General features: G+C 65.7%; 23 protein-coding genes. 2 read left to right on the top strand and 21 right to left on the bottom strand.

Going from position 1 to position 25,955, the window contains the following annotated elements; translation table 11 throughout:
• Positions 1-163: zinc ribbon domain-containing protein (locus ACTHNR_RS21865; RefSeq protein ID WP_440548460.1), on the top strand; the 163-nt coding region annotated here is incomplete at its 5' end.
• A gap of 100 nt (positions 164-263) precedes the next feature.
• Here the strand turns inward: ACTHNR_RS21865 and ACTHNR_RS21860 are convergent.
• The 14 genes from ACTHNR_RS21860 to ACTHNR_RS21795 all read right to left on the bottom strand — a co-directional run bounded on the left by ACTHNR_RS21860 (position 264) and on the right by ACTHNR_RS21795 (position 17,065).
• Complete coding sequence (locus ACTHNR_RS21860) at positions 264-1,220, bottom strand: 2-hydroxyacid dehydrogenase (RefSeq protein WP_440549997.1); 957 nt, start codon at positions 1,218-1,220, stop codon at positions 264-266.
• Positions 1,221-1,309: 89 nt separating this feature from the next.
• Positions 1,310-3,439 (bottom strand): phosphocholine-specific phospholipase C, encoded by a 2,130-nt coding sequence (locus tag ACTHNR_RS21855; protein WP_440549995.1) that lies wholly within the window; start codon positions 3,437-3,439, stop codon positions 1,310-1,312.
• A 315-nt stretch (positions 3,440-3,754) separates the two neighbouring features.
• Positions 3,755-4,795 (bottom strand): biotin synthase BioB, encoded by a 1,041-nt coding sequence (bioB, locus tag ACTHNR_RS21850; RefSeq protein WP_440549992.1) that lies wholly within the window; start codon positions 4,793-4,795, stop codon positions 3,755-3,757.
• A 46-nt stretch (positions 4,796-4,841) separates the two neighbouring features.
• Positions 4,842-5,582, bottom strand: coding sequence for a dethiobiotin synthase (gene bioD, locus ACTHNR_RS21845; RefSeq protein ID WP_440549990.1), 741 nt, complete (start codon positions 5,580-5,582; stop codon positions 4,842-4,844).
• Positions 5,579-6,760, bottom strand: a complete 1,182-nt coding sequence (gene bioF / locus ACTHNR_RS21840) for an 8-amino-7-oxononanoate synthase (RefSeq protein ID WP_440549987.1) — start codon at positions 6,758-6,760, stop codon at positions 5,579-5,581. The genes bioD and bioF overlap by 4 nt, the downstream gene beginning before the upstream one ends.
• Entirely contained in the window at positions 6,760-8,151 is a 1,392-nt protein-coding gene (gene bioA / locus ACTHNR_RS21835; RefSeq protein WP_440549985.1) for an adenosylmethionine--8-amino-7-oxononanoate transaminase, read from the bottom strand. The genes bioF and bioA overlap by 1 nt, the downstream gene beginning before the upstream one ends.
• 422 nt (positions 8,152-8,573) lie before the next feature.
• Positions 8,574-9,917: a dienelactone hydrolase family protein gene (locus ACTHNR_RS21830; protein WP_440549983.1), complete on the bottom strand. Its 1,344-nt coding sequence runs from the start codon at positions 9,915-9,917 to the stop codon at positions 8,574-8,576.
• Positions 9,918-10,317: 400 nt separating this feature from the next.
• Positions 10,318-10,770: a YchJ family protein gene (locus ACTHNR_RS21825; RefSeq protein ID WP_440549980.1), complete on the bottom strand. Its 453-nt coding sequence runs from the start codon at positions 10,768-10,770 to the stop codon at positions 10,318-10,320.
• Complete coding sequence (locus ACTHNR_RS21820; protein ID WP_440549977.1) at positions 10,767-11,900, bottom strand: acyl-CoA dehydrogenase family protein; 1,134 nt, start codon at positions 11,898-11,900, stop codon at positions 10,767-10,769. The genes ACTHNR_RS21825 and ACTHNR_RS21820 overlap by 4 nt, the downstream gene beginning before the upstream one ends.
• 54 nt (positions 11,901-11,954) lie before the next feature.
• The gene (locus ACTHNR_RS21815) at positions 11,955-12,632 is read right to left on the bottom strand and encodes an SDR family oxidoreductase (RefSeq protein ID WP_440549974.1); all 678 of its coding nucleotides are present in this window, start codon (positions 12,630-12,632) and stop codon (positions 11,955-11,957) included.
• Positions 12,633-12,724: 92 nt separating this feature from the next.
• Positions 12,725-13,930 (bottom strand): acetyl-CoA C-acetyltransferase, encoded by a 1,206-nt coding sequence (locus ACTHNR_RS21810; RefSeq protein ID WP_440549972.1) that lies wholly within the window; start codon positions 13,928-13,930, stop codon positions 12,725-12,727.
• On the bottom strand, positions 13,923-14,684 hold the full coding sequence (can, locus tag ACTHNR_RS21805; RefSeq protein ID WP_440549969.1) for a carbonate dehydratase: 762 nt from the start codon (positions 14,682-14,684) through the stop codon (positions 13,923-13,925). Before can ends, ACTHNR_RS21810 begins: the two co-directional genes overlap by 8 nt.
• A 72-nt stretch (positions 14,685-14,756) precedes the next feature.
• A complete protein-coding gene (gene aceK / locus ACTHNR_RS21800) occupies positions 14,757-16,625 on the bottom strand; it encodes a bifunctional isocitrate dehydrogenase kinase/phosphatase (protein ID WP_440549967.1) in 1,869 nt (622 codons plus the stop codon).
• Positions 16,622-17,065, bottom strand: a complete 444-nt coding sequence (locus ACTHNR_RS21795; protein ID WP_440549965.1) for a MerR family transcriptional regulator — start codon at positions 17,063-17,065, stop codon at positions 16,622-16,624. Before ACTHNR_RS21795 ends, aceK begins: the two co-directional genes overlap by 4 nt.
• 190 nt (positions 17,066-17,255) lie before the next feature.
• Here ACTHNR_RS21795 and ACTHNR_RS21790 point away from each other — a divergent pair, with 190 nt between their 5' ends.
• Positions 17,256-18,359 (top strand): MBL fold metallo-hydrolase, encoded by a 1,104-nt coding sequence (locus ACTHNR_RS21790; RefSeq protein WP_440549962.1) that lies wholly within the window; start codon positions 17,256-17,258, stop codon positions 18,357-18,359.
• An 80-nt stretch (positions 18,360-18,439) separates the two neighbouring features.
• Here the strand turns inward: ACTHNR_RS21790 and ACTHNR_RS21785 are convergent, their stop codons facing one another.
• The 7 genes from ACTHNR_RS21785 to ACTHNR_RS21755 form a co-directional block, all read right to left on the bottom strand.
• The gene (locus tag ACTHNR_RS21785) at positions 18,440-19,957 is read right to left on the bottom strand and encodes a S8 family peptidase (protein WP_440549959.1); all 1,518 of its coding nucleotides are present in this window, start codon (positions 19,955-19,957) and stop codon (positions 18,440-18,442) included.
• Between the two features lie 102 nt (positions 19,958-20,059).
• Positions 20,060-21,337 (bottom strand): RNA polymerase sigma factor, encoded by a 1,278-nt coding sequence (locus ACTHNR_RS21780; protein ID WP_440549957.1) that lies wholly within the window; start codon positions 21,335-21,337, stop codon positions 20,060-20,062.
• Between the two features lie 3 nt (positions 21,338-21,340).
• Positions 21,341-21,754, bottom strand: a complete 414-nt coding sequence (locus ACTHNR_RS21775) for a YciI family protein (protein ID WP_440549954.1) — start codon at positions 21,752-21,754, stop codon at positions 21,341-21,343.
• 102 nt (positions 21,755-21,856) lie between these two features.
• On the bottom strand, positions 21,857-22,213 hold the full coding sequence (locus tag ACTHNR_RS21770) for a YciI family protein (protein WP_440549951.1): 357 nt from the start codon (positions 22,211-22,213) through the stop codon (positions 21,857-21,859).
• Between the two features lie 127 nt (positions 22,214-22,340).
• Positions 22,341-23,135 (bottom strand): hypothetical protein, encoded by a 795-nt coding sequence (locus ACTHNR_RS21765; protein WP_440549948.1) that lies wholly within the window; start codon positions 23,133-23,135, stop codon positions 22,341-22,343.
• Positions 23,136-23,249: 114 nt separating this feature from the next.
• Positions 23,250-24,833: an ABC transporter substrate-binding protein gene (locus tag ACTHNR_RS21760; protein WP_440549946.1), complete on the bottom strand. Its 1,584-nt coding sequence runs from the start codon at positions 24,831-24,833 to the stop codon at positions 23,250-23,252.
• Between the two features lie 212 nt (positions 24,834-25,045).
• Positions 25,046-25,867 (bottom strand): helical backbone metal receptor, encoded by an 822-nt coding sequence (locus ACTHNR_RS21755; protein WP_440549943.1) that lies wholly within the window; start codon positions 25,865-25,867, stop codon positions 25,046-25,048.
• Positions 25,868-25,955: the final 88 nt, after the last annotated feature.

Below are 25,955 nucleotides of genomic sequence, written 5' to 3'. Positions count from 1 at the left end.
TGCGTGCCATGCGCGCAGCGGCCCTAGCGGGCTGAAAGGCTTGCGAATAAGAGCTTGGCGGTGCGGTGGTTGCGGTTGTGTACATGATCGCGACATCAATGCTGCGCTGAACATTCTCCGATGCGGACGTGCATCGCCAGTAGTGGGAATCACCCGCCTTTAGGCGGGTGAGGACGTCAATTGGAATGCTAAGCAAATCCGCTGGCGCCGCCACGCGTGTCATGTGCGACGTGATGCGTGCGGGCGAGCCGACTTTGCGGGGATCAGTAGCCGCGCAGGCGATCGACGATGCCGCTGATCGTCTCGCCGCGGACAAGTGCTTCAATCTTACGCGCAATTTGTTCGACGGCCGGCTCGCGCAGTGTCAGCGCCGAGATGTGCGGCGTGATCGTCACACGCGGCATGCGCCAGAACGGGTGATCGGCAGGCAGCGGCTCCTGCGTGAAGACGTCGAGCGTTGCCGCGGCGAGGCGGCCCGCGTTCAACGCGTCGATCAAATCACGTTCGACGAGGTGGGCGCCGCGTGCGAGGTTGACCAGGTAGGCTTGGGGCTCGAGGTGCGAAAACGTTCGAGCGTTGAGGATCGAGTCGGTTTCAGGTGTGCTCGGCAGCAGGTTGATGAGCAGCTTCAGCCCGCCTAGGAACGCGTCGAACTCGCCTTGGCCCGCGAACGTCGCCACGGCGGCGATTGCCTTGGGTGTGCGGCTGTAGCCGCGCACGGGCAGGCCCAAGGCAGCGAGCGTTTTGGCCACGTGCGCCCCGAGCGCGCCGAGCCCGAGCACGCCGACATGGAACGATTCCCGCGGGTGCGGTTCGAGTGCGCGCCAAGGCGCGTCGCCAGCGCTCTGGCGTTGCGCAAGCTCGTATTCGTCGAAGCGGCGCATGTAGCGCAGCGCGGCGTGCACGGCGTATTCGGCCATCTGCTCGGCCATGCCTGTGTCTTCGAGCCGCACGAGCGGCACGTCGGGCGGCAGCATGCCGGGCGAGCGGCGCTCGTGGGCCAGCAGGGCATCCACGCCGGCGCCAAGCACGAAAACCGCGCGCAAGCCGCGCGGCGGCGCGAGCAATTCGGCGGGCGGGCGCCAGACGATGGCATAGTCGGCGGGGGCGACGTCGCCGGGCGTCCAAAGACGCACGTCCGCACCGTGCAATTTACGGGTGAGCGACGCAATCCAAGCGGGCGCGTCGTCGGAGTGCGGCGAATAAAAAAGGATCTTCATGCAAAGGCGGGCGCCGATCGGGGGCGCCTCGGGTCGACGAACGATGGCCGATATTCTACGACCTCGCCTTTGCAATGGGCCGAACGACCCTAGGCGAACGAGGTCACCGGCGCGAGCGCCGCCGGATCGGTGAAGCTCGGGCGGCCCGTTTCGATGTGGCCCGCGACGCGTCGCACGAACGAGCCGTCGTCGCCCGCGGTCACGGTCAGGTCGTACCAATGGTGGCTATCGGCGAGAGGCCAGCAGGTATCGCGCTCGCCGTACGGCGGCAATTCGATGCGGCGCGCATGCGCGCCGTACGCGTTGTCGACGATGGTCAGGCTCACATGAGCGTGGCCGCGATTGACGAAGCGCAAGTACAGATCGCCGTTGGCGACGTCGTAGCTCGTCTTGACCTCGGGGTGCGCCATGCGGCGTTCCGGCGAACCGGCATCGAGCGCGACCTTGCCCACGAACGCGCGGACGAAGCCGTTGGGCCCGTAAACCGTGTAGGCGTAGACGCCGCCCGTCACGTTCAGATCGAACGTTTCGCGCAGCGACTTGTTCGCCTCGACCGTATAACGCCACGGACCGTCGGCGCGATGCTTGGCATAGACGTAAAAGTGCGCGCCTTGCTCGCCCGTGTTGTTGAAATGAACGGTGAGCTTCGCTTGCTCGGCATCGACCTGAGCGTTGACGTGCAACTCGTACGGCAACGCCCGCGCGCGGCGCACGCCGCTTTCCTGCGGGTCCACCGCGCCGGGCGTGGCGGGCACGCTGGGCGCGGGCAGCGTCGAGCATTGATTGTCGGCGATCGACTTGTAGTTGCTCGTATCGGGCAGCGGGGGCATCGTTGCATCGGGCGAGCGGAAGTCGAATGCGGACGTCAGATCGCCGCACACGGCGCGACGCCACGGCGTGATGTTCGATTCCCGCACGCCGAAGCGCGTTTCGATAAAGCGAATCACCGAGGTGTGGTCGAACACTTGGGAACAGACGTAGCCGCCTTTCGACCAGGGCGAAACGATCGTCATCGGCACGCGCGGCCCGAGCCCGTAGGGCAGATTATCGGCGGTGTAGTGACCGCCGCGGCCAGGATTGACGACATTGTGGATCTCGCCGTCGGTCGTCACGGTCGAGAGGCCCTGTGCGCGCGAAGTCGGCGGCTGCGGCGGGACGATGTGATCGAAATAGCCGTCGTTTTCGTCGTACATGATGAACAGAACGGTCTTGCTCCACACCTCCGGATTGGCCGTCAGCGCATCGAGGATTTGCGACGTGTACTCGGCGCCGTAGGCGGGCGTGTACTTCGGGTGCTCGGAGTACGCGGCCGGCGGCAGCAGCCACGACACCTGCGGCAGTTTGTTCGCGAGTACGTCGGCCTTGAGCTGGTCGAGCGAGCGGACCGTCATCGCGCGCTGCTGCAGGGCCGAGCCCTGCGGCGCGTCGATGTACTGCGAAAAGTTCATCAGGATGTTGGTGCCGTAGTTGCCGTTGAGCGGGTCTTGCCAGGTCAGCCCTTGCTGATAGACCTGCCACGAGATGCCGGCTGCTTGCAGGCGCTCGGGAAAGGTCGGCCAGGACAGCAACTGATAGGCGGGCGGCAGGTCGTTGTCGACGTAGTCGTTGTTGTCGAGCAGCGGGCCGCCCATCGTGCCGGTCGGGTCGACAGTGCCCGTCATGAGATATGAACGGTTCGGATGCGTCGAGCCGGGAATCGAGCAGAAATAGTTGTCGCAGACGGTGAACGCATCGGCGAGCGCGTAGTGATACGGAATGTCGGCGCGCAGGTAGTAGCCCATCGTCAGATCGGTCTTGTACGCGGGCCACATGTCGTAGCGGCCGCCGTCGAAGGCGCTGTGCGTCGCATACCACGAGTGATCGAGCGCCCCCACGCATTGCGCGCTCGTCGTGCTCGTGTCTAGGTGAAACGGCAGGACGGGCTGGGCGGGATTGGCTTTGGACGGCTGGCGCCACACCGGCGCGCCGTTCGGCAGCGGAATCGGAAAGCGGTCGTTGTAGCCGCGCACGCCCGACAGGTGCCCGAAGTAGTGATCGAAGGAGCGGTTTTCCTGCATGAAGACGACGACATGCTCGACATCGTGCAGCGAGCCCGTGCGCGACGCGGCCGGAATCGCCAGCGCGCGCCGGATCGACTCGGGGAAAAGCGTCATCGCGGCGGCGGCGCCCGCGGATTGAGCCATCGATTGGAGGAAACGGCGGCGGCTATTGGAAGTCATCGGGTTCTCCGGGTTCTTGGCGGCTTGTTCGTTCGAGGGGAGGGCGGGGGCTCGACTGCGCCGATATACGCCCGATGCGCAGCGCACGCGCGAGGTAGCTCGCGGCGACGCGCGGCAGCACGACGCACAGTTTCGCGAACGGATAAGAAAGATGTGTGAATCGATGGCCGGAGCGACGCGCAAGCGCTGTCAGCCGCTTGCAAGCTCGCCTACGGCGAGCCGCGCTCGGATTAGATGAAAGTCAACTCGATCAACGATATGGGGACGAGTTTCAAGTCCGCATGGTCTGCATCGGGGTCCCATGCGATGCCGCGTTTAGCTTGCGGCGCCGGCCTCCGGGCTCTGCGCCCGCATCCCCAGCCGCTCCAGCAGCTTGCGGTCGGCATCGGCCTGCGGGTTGCCTGTCGTCAGCAGTTGGTCCCCGTAGAACATCGAGTTCGCCCCGGCCAGGAAGCACAGCGCTTGCAGCGCATCGTCCATCTGCTGCCGCCCGGCGGAAAGCCGCACGACGGCCTTCGGCATCGTTATGCGCGCCACGGCGATCGTGCGCACGAACTCGAACGGATCGATCGGCTCCACATGCCCGAGCGGCGTGCCTTCGATCGCGACAAGGTTGTTGATCGGCACCGATTCGGGGTAAGGGTCCATGTTCGCCAGCTGCGCGATGAGCCACGCGCGCTCGCGGCGCGATTCACCCATGCCGACAATGCCGCCGCAGCAGACGTTGATGCCGGCATCGCGCACGCGCTCGAGCGTGTCGAGCCGCTCCTGGTAGCTGCGCGTCGAGATGATCTGTCCGTAGAATTCGGGCGAGGTATCGAGGTTATGGTTGTAGTAATCGAGCCCGGCCTCGCTCAGCGCTTTCGCCTGATGGTCTTCGAGCATGCCGAGCGTCATGCACGTTTCCATACCCATGGCCTTCACGCCGCGAATCATCTCCTTGATCGGCTCCAAATGCCGGTCTTTCGGATTGCGCCATGCCGCACCCATGCAAAAGCGCGTCGCGCCGTTTTCCTTCGCCACGCGCGCCGCGTCGAGCACGACCTCGACATCCATCAGCTTCTCGGCCTTCAACCCCGTGTCGTAGTGCGAGGACTGCGAACAGTACTTGCAATCTTCCTCGCAGCCGCCCGTTTTGATCGAAAGCAGCGTCGACAATTGAACCGTATTGCCGTCGAAATGTTCGCGATGCACCTGCTGGGCACGGAAGAGCAAGTCGTTGAACGGCAGCTCGTAGAGCGCGACGACGTCGGCAACGCGCCAGCGCGCCGCATCGGCCGCCTTGGCGGCGCTCGGTTGCGCGTTGCCCGCTTGGGGCGTATCGAGGGAAGGCGTGGCGTGTCGAGCTTCAGTCATGTCGTTCGTCCTGTTGGCGTTCGATCGAATCGAAAGGGCAAGTAAGTTAGCGGTCGGAGTGGGCGGGCGCGTTCGCACGCAGGGCGCCCAACAGCATCTCGATGTCGAGATGCGTCGAGGCGAGTTCGGCGGACGGCGGCGCGAGATGCGGCACGACGCCGATGAGCGGCGCGCGGCGCTCGCGTTCGAGCCAGCCGCGCACGGTGTCGATGTTTTCGTCCAGAAAGCGCATGGCCGGGTCGACGACGTTGGCGACCCAGCCAATGAGATGCAGCCCGCGCGCGGCGATCGCATCGGCAGTCAAAAGCGCGTGATTGATGCAACCCAGGCGCATGCCGACGACGAGCACGACAGGCAGCCCGAGCGCGACGGCGAGGTCCGCGGTGTCGCGCTTCTCGTCGAGCGGCACGCGAAAGCCGCCGACGCCTTCGACGAGCACGACATCGGCCCGGCGCATCGCTTCGCGGTGGCAGTCGATGATCGGCGCGATCTCGAGCATGCGGCCTTCTTGCGCGGCGACGATGTGCGGCGCGGCGGGCGCCTTGAGCAAATACGGCGTTCGGATTTCAGGCGGTAGCGGAACGCCCGCCGCCGCGTCGAGCTGATCGGCATCGTCGTTATGCCATAGGCCGTCCTTCGGATCGAAATCCGCGCCCGCGGCGATCGGCTTCATGGCGGCGGCGCGCAGGCCCGCGCGCGCCAAACCGTGCAGCAGAGCACACGAAACGAACGTCTTGCCGATCTCCGTATCGGTGCCCGTGACGAAGAGCGAGAGGGGCGAACTCATGTGGGTTCTCCCATGCGGACGAGCGCCGCCTCCAGTCGATCGATATCCTCGGCGCTATGGCTTGCCGACAGCGAAATGCGCAGGCGCGCCGTGCCGACGGGCACCGTCGGCGGCCGAATCGCGGGTACCCACAGCCCCTCCGCATCGAGCCGGGCCGCGAGCGCGAGTGTGTCCTCGTTGGTGCCGATGATGAGCGGCTGCACCGCCGTTGGCGAATCGACGGGTTGCCAACGCGTGCGCGCAAGGATGCCGCGCGTGCGTGCGATGAGCGCATCGAGATGCCGTCGGCGCGTCTCGCCTTCCTCGCCGGCGATCAGTGAGAGGCTTGCCGAAACCGCATGGGCGACGGCCGGCGGCGACGCCGTCGTGAAAATATAGGGCCGCGCGCGCTGCAGCAGCCATTCGGCGACGGTTTCATGCGCGATGACGGCCGCTCCCGCCGCGCCGACCGCCTTGCCGAAGGTGCACAAATAGACGAGGTGCGCCGAGCGCAGGGCGGCTTGAGCCAGCGCGCCGCGGCCTTGCGGGCCGAGTACACCGAAACCGTGCGCGTCGTCGACCACGAGCCACGCGCCGTGCCGCTCCGCCAGTTCGACGAGCGAGGCGAGCGGCGCGATATTGCCGTCCATGCTGAACACGGCATCGGTGACGATCACTTTCACCGAGGCCTCGGACGCCTCGAGCATTGCCGCGAGCGCCTGTGTATCGGCGTGCGGATAGATCTGAACGTCCGCGCGCGACAGGCGGGCGCCGTCGATCAGCGAGGCGTGATTGAGCGCATCGGAGAACAGCGTCGTGCCTCGCCCCGCCAGCGCCGTCAGCGTGGCGAGATTGGACATGTAGCCGGTCGAAAATGTCAGCGCGCGCGGCGCGTCGACGAAGCCGCCGGCGAACTCGGCGAGCTCGTCCTCGAGCACCGCATGCGCGCGCGAATGGCCCCCGAGCAGATGCGAGCCGCCGCTGCCGGCGCCGTAACGGCGCGCGCCTTCGGCCATCGCCTCGACCAATCGAGGATGCGCGGCGAGGCCAAGATAGTCGTTGCCGGCGAAGCCGACGATCGGGCGGCCGTCGACCGTCATATGCGCGGCGCACGGTGTATCCGCAATCCGTCGGCGGCGCGTCAAACCGCGTGCGTCCAGATCGGCGAGCCCCTCTCGCAGCGTGTCGAGAAGAAACATCAGCGCGCTCCGTCGGTCAGCGTGGCGTCCAGCGTCGCAAGCGTGCGCGATGCGAGCAGGCCGATCGTTTCGTCGTCCAAAATGTACGGCGGCATGAGGTAGACCGTCGTGCCTATCGGGCGCAGCAACAATTCGCGCGAAAGCGCTTGCTCGAAGAATCGGCGAGAAAACGAGCGGGCGGCTCGATCTTCGAGCGCGACGTCGAAGGCCACGATCGTGCCCGTGCGCCGAAGATGGCGGATCCGGTCATCGTCGCCCAGCGGCGAAAGCGCCTGCATCAGCTGCGCCGACTTCCTCGCATTCGATGCCAGCACGTCGTCGCGCGCGAACAGGTCGAGCGTGGCGAGCGCCGCGCGGCACGCGAGCGGATTGCCGGTGTACGAGTGCGAGTGCAAGAAGCCGCGCGTCGTATCGTCGTCGTAGAACGCCGCGTAGATTTCGTCTCGCGAAAGCACGAGCGAGAGCGGCAAATACCCTCCGCTGATCCCTTTCGACAAGCACAGGAAGTCGGGCCAAATGTCCGCTTGCTCGCAGGCGAAGAATGTTCCCGTGCGGCCGCATCCAACGGCGATCTCATCGGCGATCAAGTGCACGTCGTAGGCGTCGCAAAGCGAACGCAGTCCCGCCAAATACGTCGCGTCATGCATGGCCATGCCCGTCGCGCATTGAACGAGCGGCTCGACGATGAGCGCCGAAATGCTCGGCCCGTGTGCGTCGAATACGGCGCGAACGTCGTCGAGCGCGCGCCGCGCCACGTCGGCCGCGCTCTCGCCCGGCTGAGCCGCGCGGGCATCGGGCGAGGCGACGATGCGGGCCGAACGGATCAGCGGATCGTAAGCATCCCTGAACAAAGCGACATCGGTGACGCCGAGCGCGCCGATCGTTTCGCCGTGATAGCCGCCCTTTACGCAGACGAATTCGCGCTTGGCCGGCTGGCCGCGATTGCGCCGGTAGTGAAAGCTCATCTTTAGGGCGATCTCCACCGCGCAGGCGCCGTCGGAAGCGAAGAACGCGTGCCCGAGCGTGCCTTGCGTGAGCGCGGACAATCGCTCGGCCAATTCGACGGCGCATTCGTGCGTGCAGCCGGCGAGCATGGCGTGCTCGAGCGTGTCGAGCTGAGTCTTCAGCGCGGCGTTGATGTCCTCGTTCGCATGCCCGAACAGGTTGACCCACCACGAGCTGATCGCATCCAGGTAGCGATGGCCGTCGCGGTCATAGAGCCAGGGGCCTTTGCCGCGCGCGACAGGAATGAGCGGCAGCCGCTCATGATGTTTCATCTGAGTGCACGGGTGCCAAACGGACTTCAGGCTGCGGGCCACCCAATCTTGGGCGGCTGCGGACCGATTCGTCCGCGCCTGCGTATTTCGATCGTCGACTGCTTGCGTGTTCAATCACTGCTCCATGACACGAACGCTTGCGCACGTTTCTCGTGCGTCCTTGCGGAAAACGCACCGCGGATACATCGGACGATTATTTCGATCGGACGGGCGCGGCGTGAGTAAAGCCGGCGTGAGCGTAACGCGATCGAGGCGTGATTGCACCTGCATGCCGAGTGGACTCAAAGCGGCGCTTGGCGGCCGTTCGGGACAACTAGCGGCCTTTTCGGGTAAATCGCTTGAAAAGCGGACACTTGGGAGCGGCAGAGTACGACCCCCTAGCAAAAAAATTTGAGGTCGACGCCGCGCGATCGGCGCGCATAGGCCAGGCGAATCAAGCCGTTACGCGTCGGAATGAATAAACAGGCGGAAGAACCGAGGGAAGCGAGGAAGGCCGAAGAAACGGCGGGCCCGGCGGCCGCGGCCGGGCCCGAAGATCAATCCCGGCTGGCGAGCGCCGGTTCGGTGGCAGCGCCGCGACCGTCGTCGTCATGCGTGCTCGACGACGCCGTTTGAGACGTGGCCGGCGATTTGTCGTTCCAGACGACTTCATCGTCGACGGCATAGAGCCGGCAGGGCGAATTGCCGTTTTCCTTGCGGCAGTTGCTGAGCGCGACCGACATCGGATCGTCCCCGCCTTCGGCCCACGACCATGCACCGGAGGAAGAGACGGCGAACGCGCGCGTCGGATACTGGCCCAAGAACTTGCGATATGCCTCGCGACCGGATGCATCGACATAGGGCACGGCGTTGATGGCGTCCACGGCCGCATAGCCCGAGGGCTGCGGCATCTTCGGCCCGTTGACCTGATATTGGATGTGCGTGGGCATGCCGATCCGTTCGAGGAACGCATCCACAGCCGGCCACCAGACCCGCACGCCGTCGCGATCGACGACGAGCCGATGCGCGTCGTTCTTGTAATCGCCGAAGTCGACCATCTTCGCTTGCGCTCCGTGGGCGACGTAGGCCGCGTACATGCGGTGGGTGAGCTCGGGACTCCAGACCGAGTCGTTATCGCCGTAAATCCACAGTGAAGGGACGTGCTCCGTTTCGCCGTAGTGTCCGAACGCTTGCGTCAGATGATCTTGCCAGCCGGTGCAGGCGTCTTGCCGCAACCCGCCCGAAAAATTGATGAGGCCGCGCACGCCCGGCGCCGCGTCGACGCCGTAGGCGATCGTCGTGAGCCCGCCGTGCGAGGTGCCGGCCACGACGATATGCGAAGCGTCTACGTAGGGCTTGCCCGACATGTAGGCGATCGTCGCCTTTACGTCCTCGGCTTGCGCGAGGCCGTTCTTTTCGACGTTGCACCCTTCCTGGCGGTAGCTGCCGCCCGATTGCGCGAAGCCCTCGCGATTCGGTGCGACGACCACATAGCCGCGTCGAACGAATTCGCGCGCGAACGAAAGCGGCCGGCTGCGCGGCTGCGCGCGCGGATCGCCTTCGATTTTGCCGTGGTTGAAGACGACGAGCGGGAACGGGCCGTTGCCGTCCGGCTTGTAGATGGTCGCCTCGAGCGTGATGGCGCCGGCCGTGTCGACGGGAATGCGCACGATGTGCTCGTTCAGCGTCCCCGCGAGCGAAGGCAACTCATACGGTGCATGGCCGAATTCGAGCGGTGCGACCGGTCCGCGCGACAGCGGACCCGCCCCATTCGAGGCGATGGTCATCTCGCGCATCGCGTCGCTCGTCGACGGCAAGTCGACATTGGCGAGCGTGCCGGCTAAAGCGCCGACCGATGCGCACGCGCAAATACAACCGACGAATACGTTCTTCAAACTCATGCGCGTGTCTGCCCTGAATCTCAAATGTGCACCGCGGTGACGAGTCGGGCGTTTTTATCAACCCGGCCCTGCCAGTATCCGCGAGCCGCTCGCGGCGCCGTTGCTCAAAAAGAGGCCCGCGCCGGCCGCAATTCGCCCCTTGGGCAGCGGCAAGGCGGCGGCCGAGGGGGTCAAACGGCGGGAACGTGGTGCGCGGCGCGTTTTCGCTAAGGGTTAGCCCCTACGCGAAGGCATCGTCGCCGGCAATGGCGGCCCGTTAAGGCGACGCACCACAAGCGAAGCCATCGTAGCGTCGCCGAAATATTTCGTGCAATGCAGGAGAACCCGGGGCGCATAGGCGGCCCGAGTCGATGCGGCGACAACCTTTGCCGAGGCAAAGGTTGGCCGAGAGAAAGGCGAGTTAGCGCTCGCTTACGTCGCCGTCCACGTAGCGCCAGCGTTCGTCATCGCCGCGTACGAAGCGGCTGACTTCATGCAGGCGATGACCTCTCCCGCCCTGCTTGTAGCGGGCGACGAACTCGACGGTCGCGTGACGTGCGTCTTGCTGCTCGAAGTGCTTGATCTGCAGGCCGAGCCAGCGTGGGGCGCTCGGTGCGTCGGGTTCGACGTCGAGGTCGGCTGGACAGGTGGCAGGATCCCAGGTCGCCCGCAGGTAGTCTGTGTGGCCGAGCACATAGGCTGTGTAGCGCGAGCGCATCAATTCCAGCGCGCTGGGCGCGGCGGCTTGCCCCGCGACATAAGGGCCGCAGCAGGCGGCGAAGCGCGGCGCGCGTGCGTCGGCCGCCCGGCCGGGCGCGGCGCCCCCGCATGGGCAGTCGAGCGGGACGGTCTCGTGTCGCGGCGCGCCGCTCATGCGCCCAAGCCTCTTGCGATGAGGATCTTTTGAATGTCGCTCGTGCCTTCGTAGATTTGGCACACGCGCACGTCGCGATAAATGCGCTCGACGGGGAAGTCGCTCACGTAGCCATATCCGCCGAACGCTTGAATCGCCGCCGAGCAAATCCGCTCGGCGGCCTCCGACGCAAACAGCTTGGCCATGGCGGCTTCGGTCAGGCACGGCAGGCCGGCATCCTTGAGCGACGCGGCATGCCAGACGAGCTGGCGCGCGGCTTCGAGTTGCGTCGCCATGTCGGCGAAGCGGAACTGCACGGCCTGATGGGCGTAGAGCGGCTGGCCGAAGCTTTCGCGCTCTCGGGCATAGGCGAGCGCCGCTTCGAACGCCGCGCGCGCCATGCCGACGCTTTGCGCGGCGATGCCGATCCGCCCGCCTTCGAGTCCCGACAGTGCGATCTTGTAGCCTTCGCCTTCGGCGCCGATACGATTAGCGGCGGGCACGCGGCAGCCTTCGAACACGATTTGCGCCGTATCGGAGGAGTGTTGCCCGAGCTTGTCCTCGAGCCGCGCGACGATGTAGCCCGGCGTATTCGTCGGGACGAGAAACGCGCTGATGCCGCGCTTGCCCGCCGCCTTGTCCGTGACGGCCAGCACGATCGCCACGTCGCCGTTCTTTCCGCTCGTGATGAACTGCTTCACGCCGTCGATGACGTAGCTGTCGCCGTCGCGCACCGCGCTCGTGCGCAGCGCCGAGGCGTCCGAGCCGGCCTGAGGCTCCGTCAGACAAAAGGCGCCGAGCATCTCGCCACGCGCGAGCGGCGCGAGCCATGCGCGCTTTTGCTCCTCGTTGCCGTAGGCGAGCAAGATGCTGCAGACCGGGCAGTTGTTGACGGAAATGGCCGTCGAGGTGCCGCCGTCCCCGGCCGCGATCTCTTCGAGGATGACGGCGAGCGCGAGCGCATCGAGCCCCGCGCCGCCATATTCGGTGGGTACGAGGACGCCGTAAGCGCCCAGTTCGGCCAGCTGCCGGTGTACGTCCTTCGGGAACGTGCGCTCGCGGTCCCACGTGGCTGCATGCGGCGCGATCGCGTCGCGCACGAACGTACGCACCGCATCGCGAATCATCGCGTGATCCTGGTCGAGCACCATGTCGACGTCTCCCTTCGTGTATTCGCTATGGTTCAGTTATTCGCTTGTTTAGGACTACCAATCGACCGAGGTGCCATCGTATTGGACGAAGCGGCCGTGATAGCGCTCTCGGTCGCTTGACGCCGCGGCGAGCACCGCGCGCATGCCCGAGACGCTGCGTTCGGGATCGATGGCCGCATGCGCGCCGCCCATGTCGGTGCGCACCCAGCCGGGATTGAGCGCGACGCAGGTCGCGCGCCGCGTCTGCAGGGACACGGTGCGCAACGCGCTGTTCAGCGCGGCCTTGCTCGCGCGATAGAGCCAGCCCGTGGTGCCCGTCGCCTCGCCGATGCTGCCCATGCGGCTGGACAGCACGCCGAGCACGCCGTGCGCCGCCTCGATGCACGGCAGCAGGACCGGCATCAGCATCATGGGGCCGCGCACGTTCGTCGTCATGACGTAGTCGAAATCCTCGACGCTGAACGGCTCGACGCCTTCCGTGGACGGGCCGTACACACCGGCCACGATGAGCGCGACGTCGAGCCGCTCGCCGGAGAGCTTCGCTTCGAGCGCGCCGATGTCCTCGGGCTCGGTGATGTCCAGCGAGATGGGCTGGGCGCCGAATGCTTCGAGCTCGTCCAGTGCGCGCTCGTCACGAGCGGTGGCGATCACGCGCCAGCCCGCCGCGTCGTATTGACGGACGAACTCATGTCCGATCCCGCGCGATGCGCCGACGATCAATGCGGTTTTCATCGATGCCTTCCTTGCATGGCCGTTTGCCCGGCTTGCACCGGGCGCCGAGACGAAACGAGACGAGACGTGACAAGTCGCCCCGCCCCGCGCGTTCAGACGATCTCGATCCCCATCGCCGTCGCCTCGCCGCCGCCGATGCACAGGCTTGCGACGCCGCGCTTGCCGCCGCGTTTGCGCAGCGCGCCGATCAGCGTGACGAGGATGCGCGCGCCCGAGGCGCCGATCGGATGGCCGAGCGCGCAGGCGCCGCCGTTGACGTTGACCTTCTCGTGCGCGATGGCGTGCTCTTTCATCGCGGCCATCGTGACGACGGCGAACGCTTCGTTGATTTCGAAAAGGTCGACATCGCCCGCGCGCCAGTCGTTCTTCTCGAACAGCTTGCGGATCGCGCCGACGGGCGCCGTCGTGAACTTCGACGGCTCTTGAGCGAACGTGGCGTGACCGACGATGCGCGCGAGCGGCGTCATGCCGAGCTTGTCGGCGCTCGACGCGCGCATCATCACGAGGGCGGCGGCGCCATCGGAAATCGACGACGAATTCGCGGCCGTGACCGTGCCGGTCTTGCTGAAGGCGGGCTTGAGCGTGGCGATCTTCTCGAGGTTGGCCTTGAACGGCTGTTCGTCGCGCGAGACAGTGACTTCGTCGCCTTTGCGGCCTGCCACTTTGACGGGGGCGATTTCCCAAGCGAACGAGCCGTCCTCGTTCGCGCGTTTGGCGCGCACGAGCGATTCGATCGCGAAGGCGTCCTGCGCTTCGCGCGTGAAGCCGTAGGCGCTCGCGCACTCTTCCGCGAACGTGCCCATCAGGCGGCCCTTATCGTAGGCATCCTCGAGACCATCGAGGAACATGTGATCGAGCACTTGGCCGTGTCCCATGCGCATGCCGCCGCGCGCTTTGGGCAGCAGGTACGGTGCGTTCGTCATGCTCTCCATGCCGCCCGCGATCATGACGTCGACCGAACCGGCGGCGAGCATGTCGTGCGCGAACATCGCGGCGCGCATGCCCGAGCCGCACATCTTGTTGACCGTCGTGCAGCCGGTCGCGAGCGGCAGATTCGCGCCCAGCGCCGCCTGGCGCGCCGGCGCTTGGCCGAGACCCGCGGGCAGCACGCAGCCCATCAGCACCTCCTCGATCTGCTCCGGCTTCAGGCCAGAACGTTCGAGCGCGGCGGCGATCGCGGCCGCGCCGAGCTGCGGGGCTGTCAGCGAGGCGAACTCGCCTTGAAACCCGGCCATCGGCGTACGCGCCGCCGAGACGATGACGATCGGATCTTGGGTGTTGCGCGTTGCATCAGTCATGTTTGATCTCCTTGATCACACCTTTGGCAACCTGCTCGACGTTGGCGAGCGTGGCGGCGTCCGCCGCCACGACGTCGTTTTGCGCCGATCCAGCCTGCTCCGCCGACAGCGCGGCGACGCAGCGTTTGTAGGTTTCGTCGAGCATGTCCGCGTTCGAAATGGTCATGCCGAGATTGCGCACGCGGCCGTCGTGCACGCCGTAGGCCAAGCCGTGCACGGCCAGCGGCTGGCTGCGCGCCCAGGCATCGCCCACGATGGTCGTGCGGCAGACGTTGACCACCTGCTCGATCGTATTCAATTCGACCAGCCGGCGATGGCGCGCCACCATCGGCCACTGTTCGAGCAGGGCCGCATGCTTGGCTCGCACGTCGTGGATGTGGTGCAGCCAGTTGTCTGCCAGGCCGACGCGCCGGTCGTGCAGCGCCGCGCCGACGCCGGAGCACCCGTAGTGACCCACCACCATGATGTGTTTCACCTTGAGCAGATCGACGGCGAACTGGATGACCGACAGACAGTTCAAGTCCGTGTGGACCACGACGTTCGCGATGTTGCGATGGACGAACACCTCGCCCGGCGGCAGGCCGATGATTTGGTTGGCTGGCACGCGCGAATCGGAGCAGCCGATCCACAAATACTCCGGCGCTTGCTGATCGGCGAGCCGCGCGAAGTAGTCGGGGTCTTCGGCGAGCTTGCGCGCGACCCATGCTTCGTTATTGATGAAAAGCTGGGCGAGCGGATGGTTCTGATCGTTCATAGTGCGTCGTGTCATTGAGGCCCGCGGGGCTTAGGCCAGGAAGGGGGGCGACCTGCGCCGGGACATTGCGGCTCATGCCGCGCGCGCGGCGCTCGCGCCACGCGCGTCCGCCGGCGGCGTAGCAGGCTCGCCGGCATCGGCGGCCTTGCCTGCCTCGGCCTCTCGCGAGGCCGCGAAGCGCGCCGGATAGCGCCTGCAAAAGCGCATGCCTTGGTCGTAGGGGAAGAAGTCGGGCAGTTCGCCCTTGAGCAAGAGCTCCTTGTGTCTCTGCCAGAGCGCCGGGTCGAAAAAGTCGGCGTGATGGCGCATGAAGTATTGGCGGACCGTGGGATCGCCGAGCAGGAACGTCGTGTACGTTTCCGGAAAAATGTCGTTGGGCGCGACCGCGTACCAGGGCTCGGCCGACAGCTCGTCCTCCTCGGTCCGCGCCTGCGGGACGTGCCGCACGTTGCAGTCGGTCAAGTATTCGATCTCGTCGTAGTCGTAGAACACGACTCGGCCATGCCGCGTGACGCCGAAGTTCTTGTACAGCATGTCGCCCGGGAAGATGTTCGCCTGCATGAGTTCCTTGACCGCATCGCCGTATTCCTTGATCGCGTGCTCGATATCGGCTTCGGTGCCGTTTTGCAGGAACAGGTTGAGCGGCACCATGCGGCGCTCGATGTAGACGTGCTTGATGACGAGACAGTCGCCCTCGTACTCGATCATCGAAGGCGCTTCTTTCTCGAGCTCCTTCACGAGTTGTTCGTCCAGGCGCGCGAGCGGCAGCGCGACGCTCGAATATTCGAGCGTGTCGGCCATGCGGCCGAGCCGGTCGTGCCGTTTCACCAGCAGGTACTTCTCTTGAATTTTCTCGCGCGTGGTGTCCTTCGGCGCGGGGAACGCGTCCTTGATGATCTTGAACACGTACGGGAACGAAGGCAGCGTGAACACGACCATCACGAGCCCCTTGATCCCGGGGGCGATGATGAAGTGATCGCTCGAATGCGAAAGATGCTTGAGCAAGTCTCGATAGAACAGGTTCTTGCCTTGCTTTTGCAAGCCCACCGACGTGTAGATTTCCGCCTTCGGTTTGCCCGGCATGATCGTGCCGAGGAAATCGACGTAGGCCGAGGGCACGTCCATGTCGACGAGAAAATACGAGTGCGAAAAGCTGAAGATGACCTGCAGCTGCTCGCGCTTGAGCAGCACGGTGTCGAGCGAGAGCAGTCCGGGCTTGACATGGCGCACCGGCACGGCGAACGGCAGCAGCACCTCGCCGTTGATGATGCGCCCGATGATGTACGCCGCCTTGTTGCGGAAGAACAGCGACGACAGCACGTGCACTTGGAAGTTGAACGCTTCCGAAAACGGCCCGTACGTATCGTGGATCGCATCGATGATGCAGGCCACGTCGCGCGTCAGATCCTCGAACGGGCACTCGAGCTGAAAATTCGTGACGATGCGCTCGAGCGTGGCGGCCAGGCCGTCCTTGCCCGGGTAATACGCGCGATAGGTCGGCTTCGCGGCCGGTTCGTCGTTCTCGAGATATTCCGTCGAGATGACGGGGCGAACGAAGATGAAGTCGTTGTTGAAATACGAACGGTGCAGAATCTTGCAGCACACCGAATTGAAGAATGTCTCGGCGCACTCGGGCTGCAAATGGTGCGTCAGCAAGCCGATGTAATGCAGCTTGATCTGCTGCCAAACTTCATCGTCGATGTTTTCCGCATCGTATTCGTCTTCGAGCAGACGCACGCAATCCTCGACGCGATCGTCGTACGAGGCGATGCGGTCGCGCGCGAGCTTTTGCAGCGCGAGCCAATCGCCGGCCTGAAACAGCGCTTTCGCGCGCACGGCCGCGTCACGAAAATTACCGTAGTGGCGATCGAACCCCTCGAGCATCGTTTGTGCGACGTCGAAGCCGATTTGCGACGACAGCAGTTTGGGAAAGTGCTTCATGTGCCCTCTGACCGGGCGACGCTATCGTTCGCCACGCCATCGCGCGAAGCGGCGACGCCGTTCTCCTCGAGCATCGTGCGGCATTGGGCTTCGTACTGCGCGAGATCCTCTAGCGTGGCGGTCAAATCCTCGAGCTGGCGCTCGAGCACTTGCCGGTGTTCGGCGATCGTCGCGAGGAACGCGTGCAGTTGCGGTACGGTGTCGGTCGGCGATTCGTACAGATCGAGCAGCTCGCGAATTTCCGACAACGTGAAGCCGAGCCGCTTGCCGCGCAGCGTGAGCTTCAAGCGAGTACGGTCGCGGCTCGAATAGACGCGCCGCAGACCGCTCGACCCCTCGCGGCGCGGTGCGAGCAGGCCCTGGTCCTCGTAGAATCGGATCGCCCGGGGCGTGACGTCGAATTCGCGTGCGAGTTCGGTGATCGTAAATTGCTGGCTCATGGTCATCGCATCGGGTGGGAAGCGGTGGTGGGGCGAACAGGGCCCGTCGCCGATCGGACTTACGATTTTAGCGCGGCCGATCGGGTAGAATCGATGGACGTTTACGTTATCGTCAACTTCAACAAAGCGCAACTGGCCGGTTGAGCGGGCGAGACGATCAGGCCGGTTGCTTTTGAGTGGAATTCATCGAATGAATGCGTTGGAACACCAGTTGGACTATCCGTTCGCCGACACCCTCCCTGAGGCCGGCTGCCTGCACGAGGTGGCGCCCGGGATCTTTTGGGTGCGCATGCCGCTGCCGTTCGCGCTGGACCACATCAATCTATGGCTGTTGCGCGACGAAATCGACGGCAAGGCTGGATGGACGGTGATCGACTGCGGGATCGCGGACGAGACGATCAAAGCGAACTGGGAGCGCATCTTCGAGCATGAGTTGGGCGGCCTGCCGGTTTTGCGCACGATCGTGACCCATTGCCACCCCGACCACCTCGGGCTAGCCGATTGGATTTGCAAGGGCGGGGATCGCGGGCGCTGGAACGTGCGCCTGTGGATCACGCTCGGCGAGTACATGCTGGGCCGCGTCATGGCGGCCGGCGACGGATCGAACGCAGGGGGTGAAGGCGCCGCGCGTCATTTCGCTCGTCATGGGTTGGCCGATCCCGTGTCGCTCGACAAACTGCGCAACCGGCGCGACTACTACGCCAAGCTCGTGCCGTCGATGCCGTCTCAATACCGGCGTTTGCGCGAGGGCGACGTGCTGCAAATCGGCGGGAACGGCTGGCGCGTCGTCACGGGGTACGGCCATTCGCCCGAACATGCCGCGCTGTTTTGCGAGGCCGCCGGGGTGCTGATTTCGGGCGACATGGTGTTGCCGCGCATTTCGACGAACGTATCCGTGTTCGACATCGAGCCCGAAGGCAATCCGCTTGCGCTTTACCTCGAATCGCTCGGGCGCTATGAGTCCATGCCGGCCGAGACGCTCGTGCTTCCGGCGCATGGCAAGCCGTTTCGCGGTCTGCATACGCGTATCGCGCAACTGCGTGCGCACCATGAGGCGCGGCTTGCCGAAGTGCGCGCGGCCTGCGCCGAACGGCCGATGAGCGCGGCCGACATCGTGCCGCTCATGTTCAAGCGTGCGCTCGACGTCCACCAATTGACATTCGCGATGGGCGAGGCGCTGGCGCATCTGCATGTGCTGTGGCTGGCGGGCGAGCTCGAACGCCGTGAGGGCGAGGACGGCATCGTGCGGTTTTCGCCCGTGCGGGTCGGCGACGGCGCCACGCCTACGGTATGAGAGCGTCACGCTCGGTGTCCGGCGTCGCCCGGCCGGACACGCCGCTCGGCTCGGCGCGCCCGGTGCGCTAATGCATTGCGCTACTCGATCGCTGTCTCGGCCGCCGTCCGGGCCGCGGGCGTTCTTGCCGCCGCAACGGCCGCTGCCGCGTCGAGCATGCCCGCGCCGCATAGCGCCGTGCCTGTCGTCTTCTCGCAGTTCGAGCCGCCCGGATAGGGGCGCGCCGATGCCATCAATTTCTTTCGGATGTCGGCCGGTGTGAGCTTCGGCTCGACGGCCAACATGAGCGCGATCGCCGCCGAAACATGCGGCGCCGCCATGCTGGAGCCGTCGCGGCTGGCGTAGTTGTCCTGGGTGGGGACGGTGCGGCCCGCGTTTGCCGTCGACAGGATATCCGCGCCCGGCGCCCCCAAATCGATGCGCCGGCCGGCGTTGCTCGCCGCCCACTTGTTGCCTTTGGCGTCGATAGCCGCCACCGCGATCGCGCCGCGGCAGCTCGCGGGTTGGCCCACCTCGCCCCAGCCGTTGCCGGCGGCCGCCACGACGCTTACGCCTCGGGCGAGCATATCGTCGATGGCCGATTGCAGCGTGCGGCCGCACGGCAGCGAGGTGCCTAGGCTTACATTCACGATCTTCGCCGGATGCGGATTGTCGGGAGCGCCCGGCACGGGCAGACCCGCGGCCCAGCGCAGGCCGTCGACGACGTCGCTAATGGGCCCGCCGCATTTGCCGAGCACGCGCACCGGCAAAATTCGCGCGTGCCAGACGCCGCCCACTCCGCCGATCTCGTTGTTGGCCACCGCCCCGATCGTGCCCGCGACATGCGTGCCGTGCCACGAACTATTGTCGATCCACCGATCCGTGCCGTCGCACCGCTGCGAATCTTCGGCCGTTACCCAATCGCCCGGGTCCGACGCGTCAGCGTCCCGGCCATCGCCGTCGTTGGCATAGAAAGGGTTGGTGAGGAAGTCGTACCCTGGGAGCAGATTGGCAACGAGGTCGGGATGCGGGCGATATCCCGTGTCGGCCACGGCGATCACGATGCCGCTCGGTCCAGTCGTCGTCTCCCACGCGGTTTCAAAGCGCGCTGCGCCGATGCCGTCTCGATAGGCCCATTGCGCCGGATAGAGCGGATCGGTCGGCGCGGACTGCCGATGCAGCAGATAGTCGGGTTCGGCATATTCGACTTCCGACTGCGCCTGCACGCGCTCGGCGAGCACCTCGGCGGCCTCGCCGGCGAACGTGGTGTCTAACCTGACGACGTACGCGGCGCCCGACATGGGGCGAACGTCGATGACGCTATCGGCCGAGCGGCGCGTCCGCGATGGTCGATTGTCCCCTCTCGAGTGCTCGCTTAGCGCACGTTCCACGGCGCGCCGGGCCAACGCCGCGCGCGCTTCTTCCGGACTGGGGCCGTCATGCGCCGATTGGCGCGTCGCCATCTCCCGCATTTTGACGATGAGCTGGCTGACTGCCTCCCGGTTGGGCGAGGCGACGCTTTCCTCTGCGCGGGCGTCCTGCATACTCGGCGCGGGGTTGAGCGAGAGCAACGCGGCGACAAAACCAAAACGATACATCGTGCATCGGGCATGTCTCATGAGCGCTCCTATGTGCTCGTGGTGAAAGCAAATAGAAAGCTCGCTCAGCATGAAGCGTTCCCGGCCGGGGCAGGCGTCGTTGCATCGTCGTCGGATCGACTTTTAGGAATTGCTCTGCATTTCCCCCGCGCGCAGCAGCAAGAGTTCGCGCTCGCGTGCGTTCTGGGTCATGGCGGCCGCGCGCTCGAATTCCGAGCGCGCTTCCTCGCGCCGGCCCAGCTTCGCCAGGAAATCCGCGCGCACGCTTGGCAGCCAGTGATAGCGGGCGAGCGTGGGATCGGCAGCCAATGCCTCGACGATCGCGAAACCCGCTTGCGGACCGTACGCCATGCCGACGGCCACCGCGCGATTGAGTTCGACGACCGGCGACGGATTGATCTGCGCGAGCGCATCGTAGAGCGCGACGATGCGCGTCCAATCGGTATCCTGCGGATGGTGCGCGCGCGCATGGCAGGCCGCGAGCGCGGCTTGGAGCGCATAAGGCCCGAGTGCGCCGCCGAGCGCTTCAGCGCGCGCCAGCGCCGCGAGGCCGCGGCGAATCAGCAGCGGATCCCAGCGCGAACGGTCTTGATCGGCAAGCAGCACCGGGCGGCCTTTCGCGTCCGTGCGCGCGTGCAGGCGGGACGCCTGCAACTCCATGAGCGCGACGAGCCCATGCACCTCGCTGTCCTCTTTCGCGAGTTCGGCGAGAATGCGGCCCACGCGCAAGGCCTCGTCGCATAGCGCGGGGCGCATCCAATCGTCTCCGGCGGTGGCCGAATACCCTTCGTTGAAAATCAGATACACGACTTCGAGCACCGACGCCAGGCGAGCCGCCCGGGCATCGGCTCGAGGAACCTCGAAGGGCACGCGCGCCTCGCGCAGCGTGCGCTTCGCGCGCACGATGCGCTGCGCGATCGTCGGCTCGGGCGCGAGAAACGCGCGGGCGATCTCGTGCGTGGCGAGGCCCCCGAGCAGGCGCAGCGTCAGCGCGACGCGCGCGTCCGTGGACAGCACCGGATGGCAGGCGGTGAAAATGAGTCGCAGCAGATCGTCGCCGATATCGTCGGCCCGTGCGGCATCGAGCGAATCGACGAAGTCGGGCACGACGTGGGCTTCGAGCGCGTCCAAGTCGCGCCCGATCGCCTCGTGCTTTTTGGCATGCAGCGCATCTTGCCGAAGCTTGTCGAGCGCGCGGTGCTTGACCGTCGCCATGAGCCAGGCGCCCGGGTTGTCGGGCACGCCTTCCTTCGGCCAGTGTTCGAGCGCGGCGACGAGCGCGTCTTGCGCGAGTTCCTCCGCTAGGCCGACGTCGCGCACGAAGCGCGCGGCATGCGCGACCACGCGGGCCGCTTCGATTCGCCAGACCGCGTCGATCGCTTGATGAGTGGGAGTGGACATCGCTTAGCGCAGGCCAGCGTCGAGTGCTTTAAAGCGCTCGATACTTTCGCTCGGTTCGAAATCGTCGAATTCGTACAGCGGGCGCACCTCGATTTCGCCATCGGCCGCGTCGCCGAACGGCGCGGGAAAACGCCGGGCCCATTCCATGGCTTCTTCTCGGGAGCGAACTTGGATCACCGTATAGCCGGCGATCAATTCCTTGGTTTCGGCGAACGGGCCGTCGATGACAGTCCGCTTGCCGCCGCAATAGCGCACCCGCCAGCCCTTCGCGCTCGGCTGCAGGCCGTTCGCGTCGAGCAGCACGCCGGCTTTGGCTAGGGTCTCGTGGAAGGCCGCCATCGCGGCGACGAGAGATTCCTCGGGCATCGCTCCCGATTCGCTTTGGGCGTTGGCCCGGACCATGATCATGAATCGCATCGCTTCGCTCCTCGAAGGTGAGGGAGGCCGTTCATCGGGCTCCTACACCGTACGACGAGCGAGCACCTCGATTTTCGACACCGGCGGATCGGGCCGGGATCGCTAGGATTCGTAGCAGGGCGCCAAACGACGGACTTCGACCGTGCACCACTCGGCCGCCGGGCATTCGGCGGCGATCGCCAACGCCTCTTCCTCGCGGTCGCAATCGAGCAGATAGAAGCCGCCGACCATTTCCTTCGCTTCGGCGAACGGGCCGTCGATGAAGCGCCGTTCACCGCCGCGCACCTCGACCCGCACGGCCTCCTTGGTCGGCGCGAGCGACTGGGCGGCGACGAGCAGACCGCGCGCTTTCAGGTCTTCGCCGAAGCGGACCATCGCATCGTAGGCCTCGTGGCCGGCCTCGGGCGTGCGCTCGGCGCGCTGGCCGATCGGTTCCATGATCAACAGCAGGTAAGACATGTCGAACTCCGCGGGAGAGGCGCGCCCGGGGGCGGGGCGCCGTCATGTCCCTGAAGGATAGAGCAGCCGCGCGCGTGTTGCTACCGGGCGAGCTCGTAAGACCGGCCGCTATGAGGCGGCGCAGAGGCTAAGGGGAAATGGCGCGCGCGTCGGCTTGGCGCAGGGCGGTCATGTTGCCGACGAAGGCGTTCACGATCTGCTGCGCGAGCGCGGCCACGGCCGTGTTCCGATCGGCGCGTTCGAACGAAAGCTTGGCGGGCACGACGTACGGGCGCCAGTCGCCCTGGGCGAACGTTTCGGTCGCTTGACCGGCGGGCGCGGCGCCCAAGACGGCGAACGGCGTATCGGCGCTATGTTCGAGATCGGCGACGGCGATCGAAACGTCGGCGCCGGCGGCCTCGGTCTCCGCTTGCGCCGCGCCGCTGTCCGACGTTTCAGCGGGTTGCCCGGACAGATGGAAGACGCCGCTGACGAGCCAGCCCGTCACGGGCACGGCTTCGCCCGGCGCGAGGTACCGCGCGGCCAAGCCCGCGTGATTGAGCCGTTGCACGACGGCTTGGGCGACGAGCCCCGCGTCGCGCCCGGCGGCATGTGCATGCAAGGCCGCGCGCAGCCGGGCGAGCAGGCCGGACGGCGGCGCGCCGGCTGGGACGGCGACAAAATGCGTGACGTAGACCGCTTGCGGCACCGCCACCATCGGGGGCGGCCCGGGGGGCATGGGCGGGCGAGGGGTGGCCGGGGGTGTGGCTGCCGTACCTGTGTCCGTCGTGACGTTCACCTGCGTGACGAGCATCGGCGCGACGGCGATCGACGTGTCGTCCGTTCGACTATCGGCCGCGTCGGGGGCGGCGGTTTGTGCGACAGCGCTAGCCGCCGCGGTCCAGATCGTGAATGCCGCCACCGTGCGGCCGAGATTTCGCATGAACTGCCCTGATCGATTCTTGACGACGAGCGCCTAGAGTAAGGCGGCTGTATGACATGCGTCAACGAGCCGCCCCGTGCGCTGCTGCGTCGTCATTCCGGCGTCATTCAGGGCTCATTCGACCGCGACCTTGTCGAAGTTCTGCCGGCCGAAGGCACTGACCATGTAGCCCGCCACCGACTTGCGCGTGATGGCGCTGGCCGTCGGATAGCCGAGCGGGATCCAGAGCGCTTGATCGTGGATGATCTTCTGCGCGGCCTCATAGTCTTTCGACCGGGTGGCTTGATCGGCGCTCGCGCGAGCGTCGGCGATGAGCTTGTCGAGCTGCGGATCGCAGAAGCGGGCGAAGTTGATCCCCGATTTCACGGCGTTGCAGCTGAACAGCGGCGTGAGGTAGTTGTCGGGATCGCCGTTGTCGCCGGCCCATCCCATGAACAGCATGTCGTGCTGCCCTTGCTTTGCTTCCTTGATGAGCTCGCCCCATTCGATCACCTTGACCTCGGCCTTCACGCCGATCTTCGCGAGATCGGCCTGCAGCAGCTCCGCGCCCGCCTTCGGCTTCGGGTTGAGCACGCTGCCTTGCGGACGCACCCAGATCGTCGTCGAGAACCCGTTGGGATAGCCCGCTTGCGCGAGCAGCGCCTTCGCCTTGGCCGGATCGTAGGCATAGGGCGCGATGGCCTTGTCGTAGCTCCAAGTGGTGGTCGGATAGGGGTTCGTAGCCGGCGCGGCCGTGTTGTCGAACACGACTTTCAGGTAGGTCGCGCGATCGAACGCCATGTTGATCGCTTGCCGCACGCGTTCGTCGTCGAGCGGCTTGTGCTGCGTGTTCAGCGCGACGAACGCCGTCATGAAGGCGGGCGTTTGCACGACGGCCAGCGCCTTGTCGTCCTTGGCGCTCGCGACGTCGCTGGGCTTCGGCGAAAGGGCGATTTGGCATTCGTTCGCCTTGACCTTCTGCATACGCACGGACGCATCGGGCGTAATCGCATAGATGAGCCGCTCGACCTTCGGTTTAGGCCCCCAGTAAGTCGGGTTCGCATCGTAGCGGATCGTCGCGTCCTTCGTGTAGCTCTTGAGCACGAACGGGCCGGTGCCGATGGGCTTGGCGTTCATGTCCGTTTGCTTGCCGGCTTTTTGCAGCTCGTCGGCGTATTCGGCCGAATAGATCGAAGCGAAGCCCATCGTCAGCATGGCGAGGAAGGTCGCGTTCGGCTCGTTCAAGTCGAACTGCACGGTGCGATCGTCGATCTTCTTGATCGCTTTGACGAGCTTGACGAGCCCCATCGATTGCGCGTGCGGAAAGCCGTTCGGGCCGGCAACCTTGTGCCACGGATTGGCGTCGTCGAGCATCCGATCGAAGGTGAAGACGACGTCGTCGGCATTCATGGGCCGCGTCGGCTTGAAGTAGTCGGTGGTCTGGAACGCAACGTTCGGGCGCAGGTGGAACGTGTAGCTTAAGCCGTCGCTGCTGACATCCCATTTTTCGGCGAGGGATGGCACGACCTTCTTGGCCGCTTCGTCGTAGTCGACGAGCGTGTTGAAGATGACGTCGGCCGACGCATTCGTCGTCACGAGCGAGTTGAATTGAACGACGTCGAAGCCGTCGGGGCTCGCTTCGGTGCAAACCGTGAGCGGCTTGGCGAGGGCGAGAGCGGGCAAGACAGCGAGCGTGGCGGCGAGCAATTTGGCGCGCATGGGTTCTCCGAGTAAGGCGAAGGGACGGCCGGACTTCAAAGCTGCAACGGGGCGAGTCAACGAGCTTAGCCGAAGCGCGCCCCGTCGACAACGATATGCCCCTTATATCGATATGGCGGGAGGGGGTAGATGGGCTTGCGGCGGGGCGTGGCTGCGGGGTCGCGGGCGGTAGGCCAAGGCTTTCGTGAGACCGCCGCGGGCGTTGCGTGCCGTCAGGGCTCGGTGAGCGCCGCCGATGCGAGGGCACGGAGGTAATCGATGCCGTCGATCGCGCGCGAGCCATACCAGGAGATCATTTCCCCGTCGACGAGCTGCAGCTTCTTGCCGGCGAGCCTCGGGTCGGCGGCGAGTGCGTCGCGGTGCTTTTCGGTGAAACGATAGGGCTCGGATGCGAGCAAGACGCGCTCGACGCTCGCAAAGGCCGGGTCGTCGAAATCGAACGCAGGATAGCGATCGGCGCCGGTGAAACCGCCTGTCGCCGCTGGCCATGTTTGCCAGTTGACGAGGCGCAGCATCGACGAGATGTAGGTATCGCGTGCGATCGTCATCCACGGGTCGCGCCAAATCACATAGAGGACATGGCGTTCGGGCAATTGTTCGACGGCGAGGGCGTCGAGCCTCGACGACAACGCTTCCGATAGCCGTTGCGCCGCTGCTTCGCAGTCGAAGATCGAGCCGAGTAGTGCGTAGAGCGAAAGGTTGTCGTGCGGCGTAAGCGGATGGGTGACGATGACGTGCGGGACGAATTCGGCCAGCGCATCGATCGTCGGCTTTTCGTTTTCGTCGATGTTGACGATCACGTGAGTCGGGGCGAGTTCGCGGATGGCTTCGAGCTTGACGGTTTTTGTGCCGCCCACTTTCGGAACCGCGCGGACCGCTTCGCGCGGGTGCACGCAAAAGCCCGTGCGGCCGACGACGCGCTCGCCCATGCCCAGCGCGAAGAGCAATTCGGTGATGCTCGGGACGAGCGAGACGATGCGGGTGTTGCTATCGGCGCGAGGGTGAAGGGTGCCGGCGGCGTCGGGGATGGGCATGGAAGATGGAGTCGTGTCGGATGGCGGTGCGGCGGGGGCGCTCACGATTTGACGCACCTGTCGCCTGTTGGATGGGCGGACATCGACG

The sequence above is a fragment of the Trinickia sp. genome (genome assembly GCF_051954495.1).
Lineage (GTDB): Bacteria > Pseudomonadota > Gammaproteobacteria > Burkholderiales > Burkholderiaceae > Trinickia.
The sequence above is the reverse complement of the archived record's forward strand: the minus strand, read 5'-3'. Positions and strand labels throughout refer to the sequence as shown.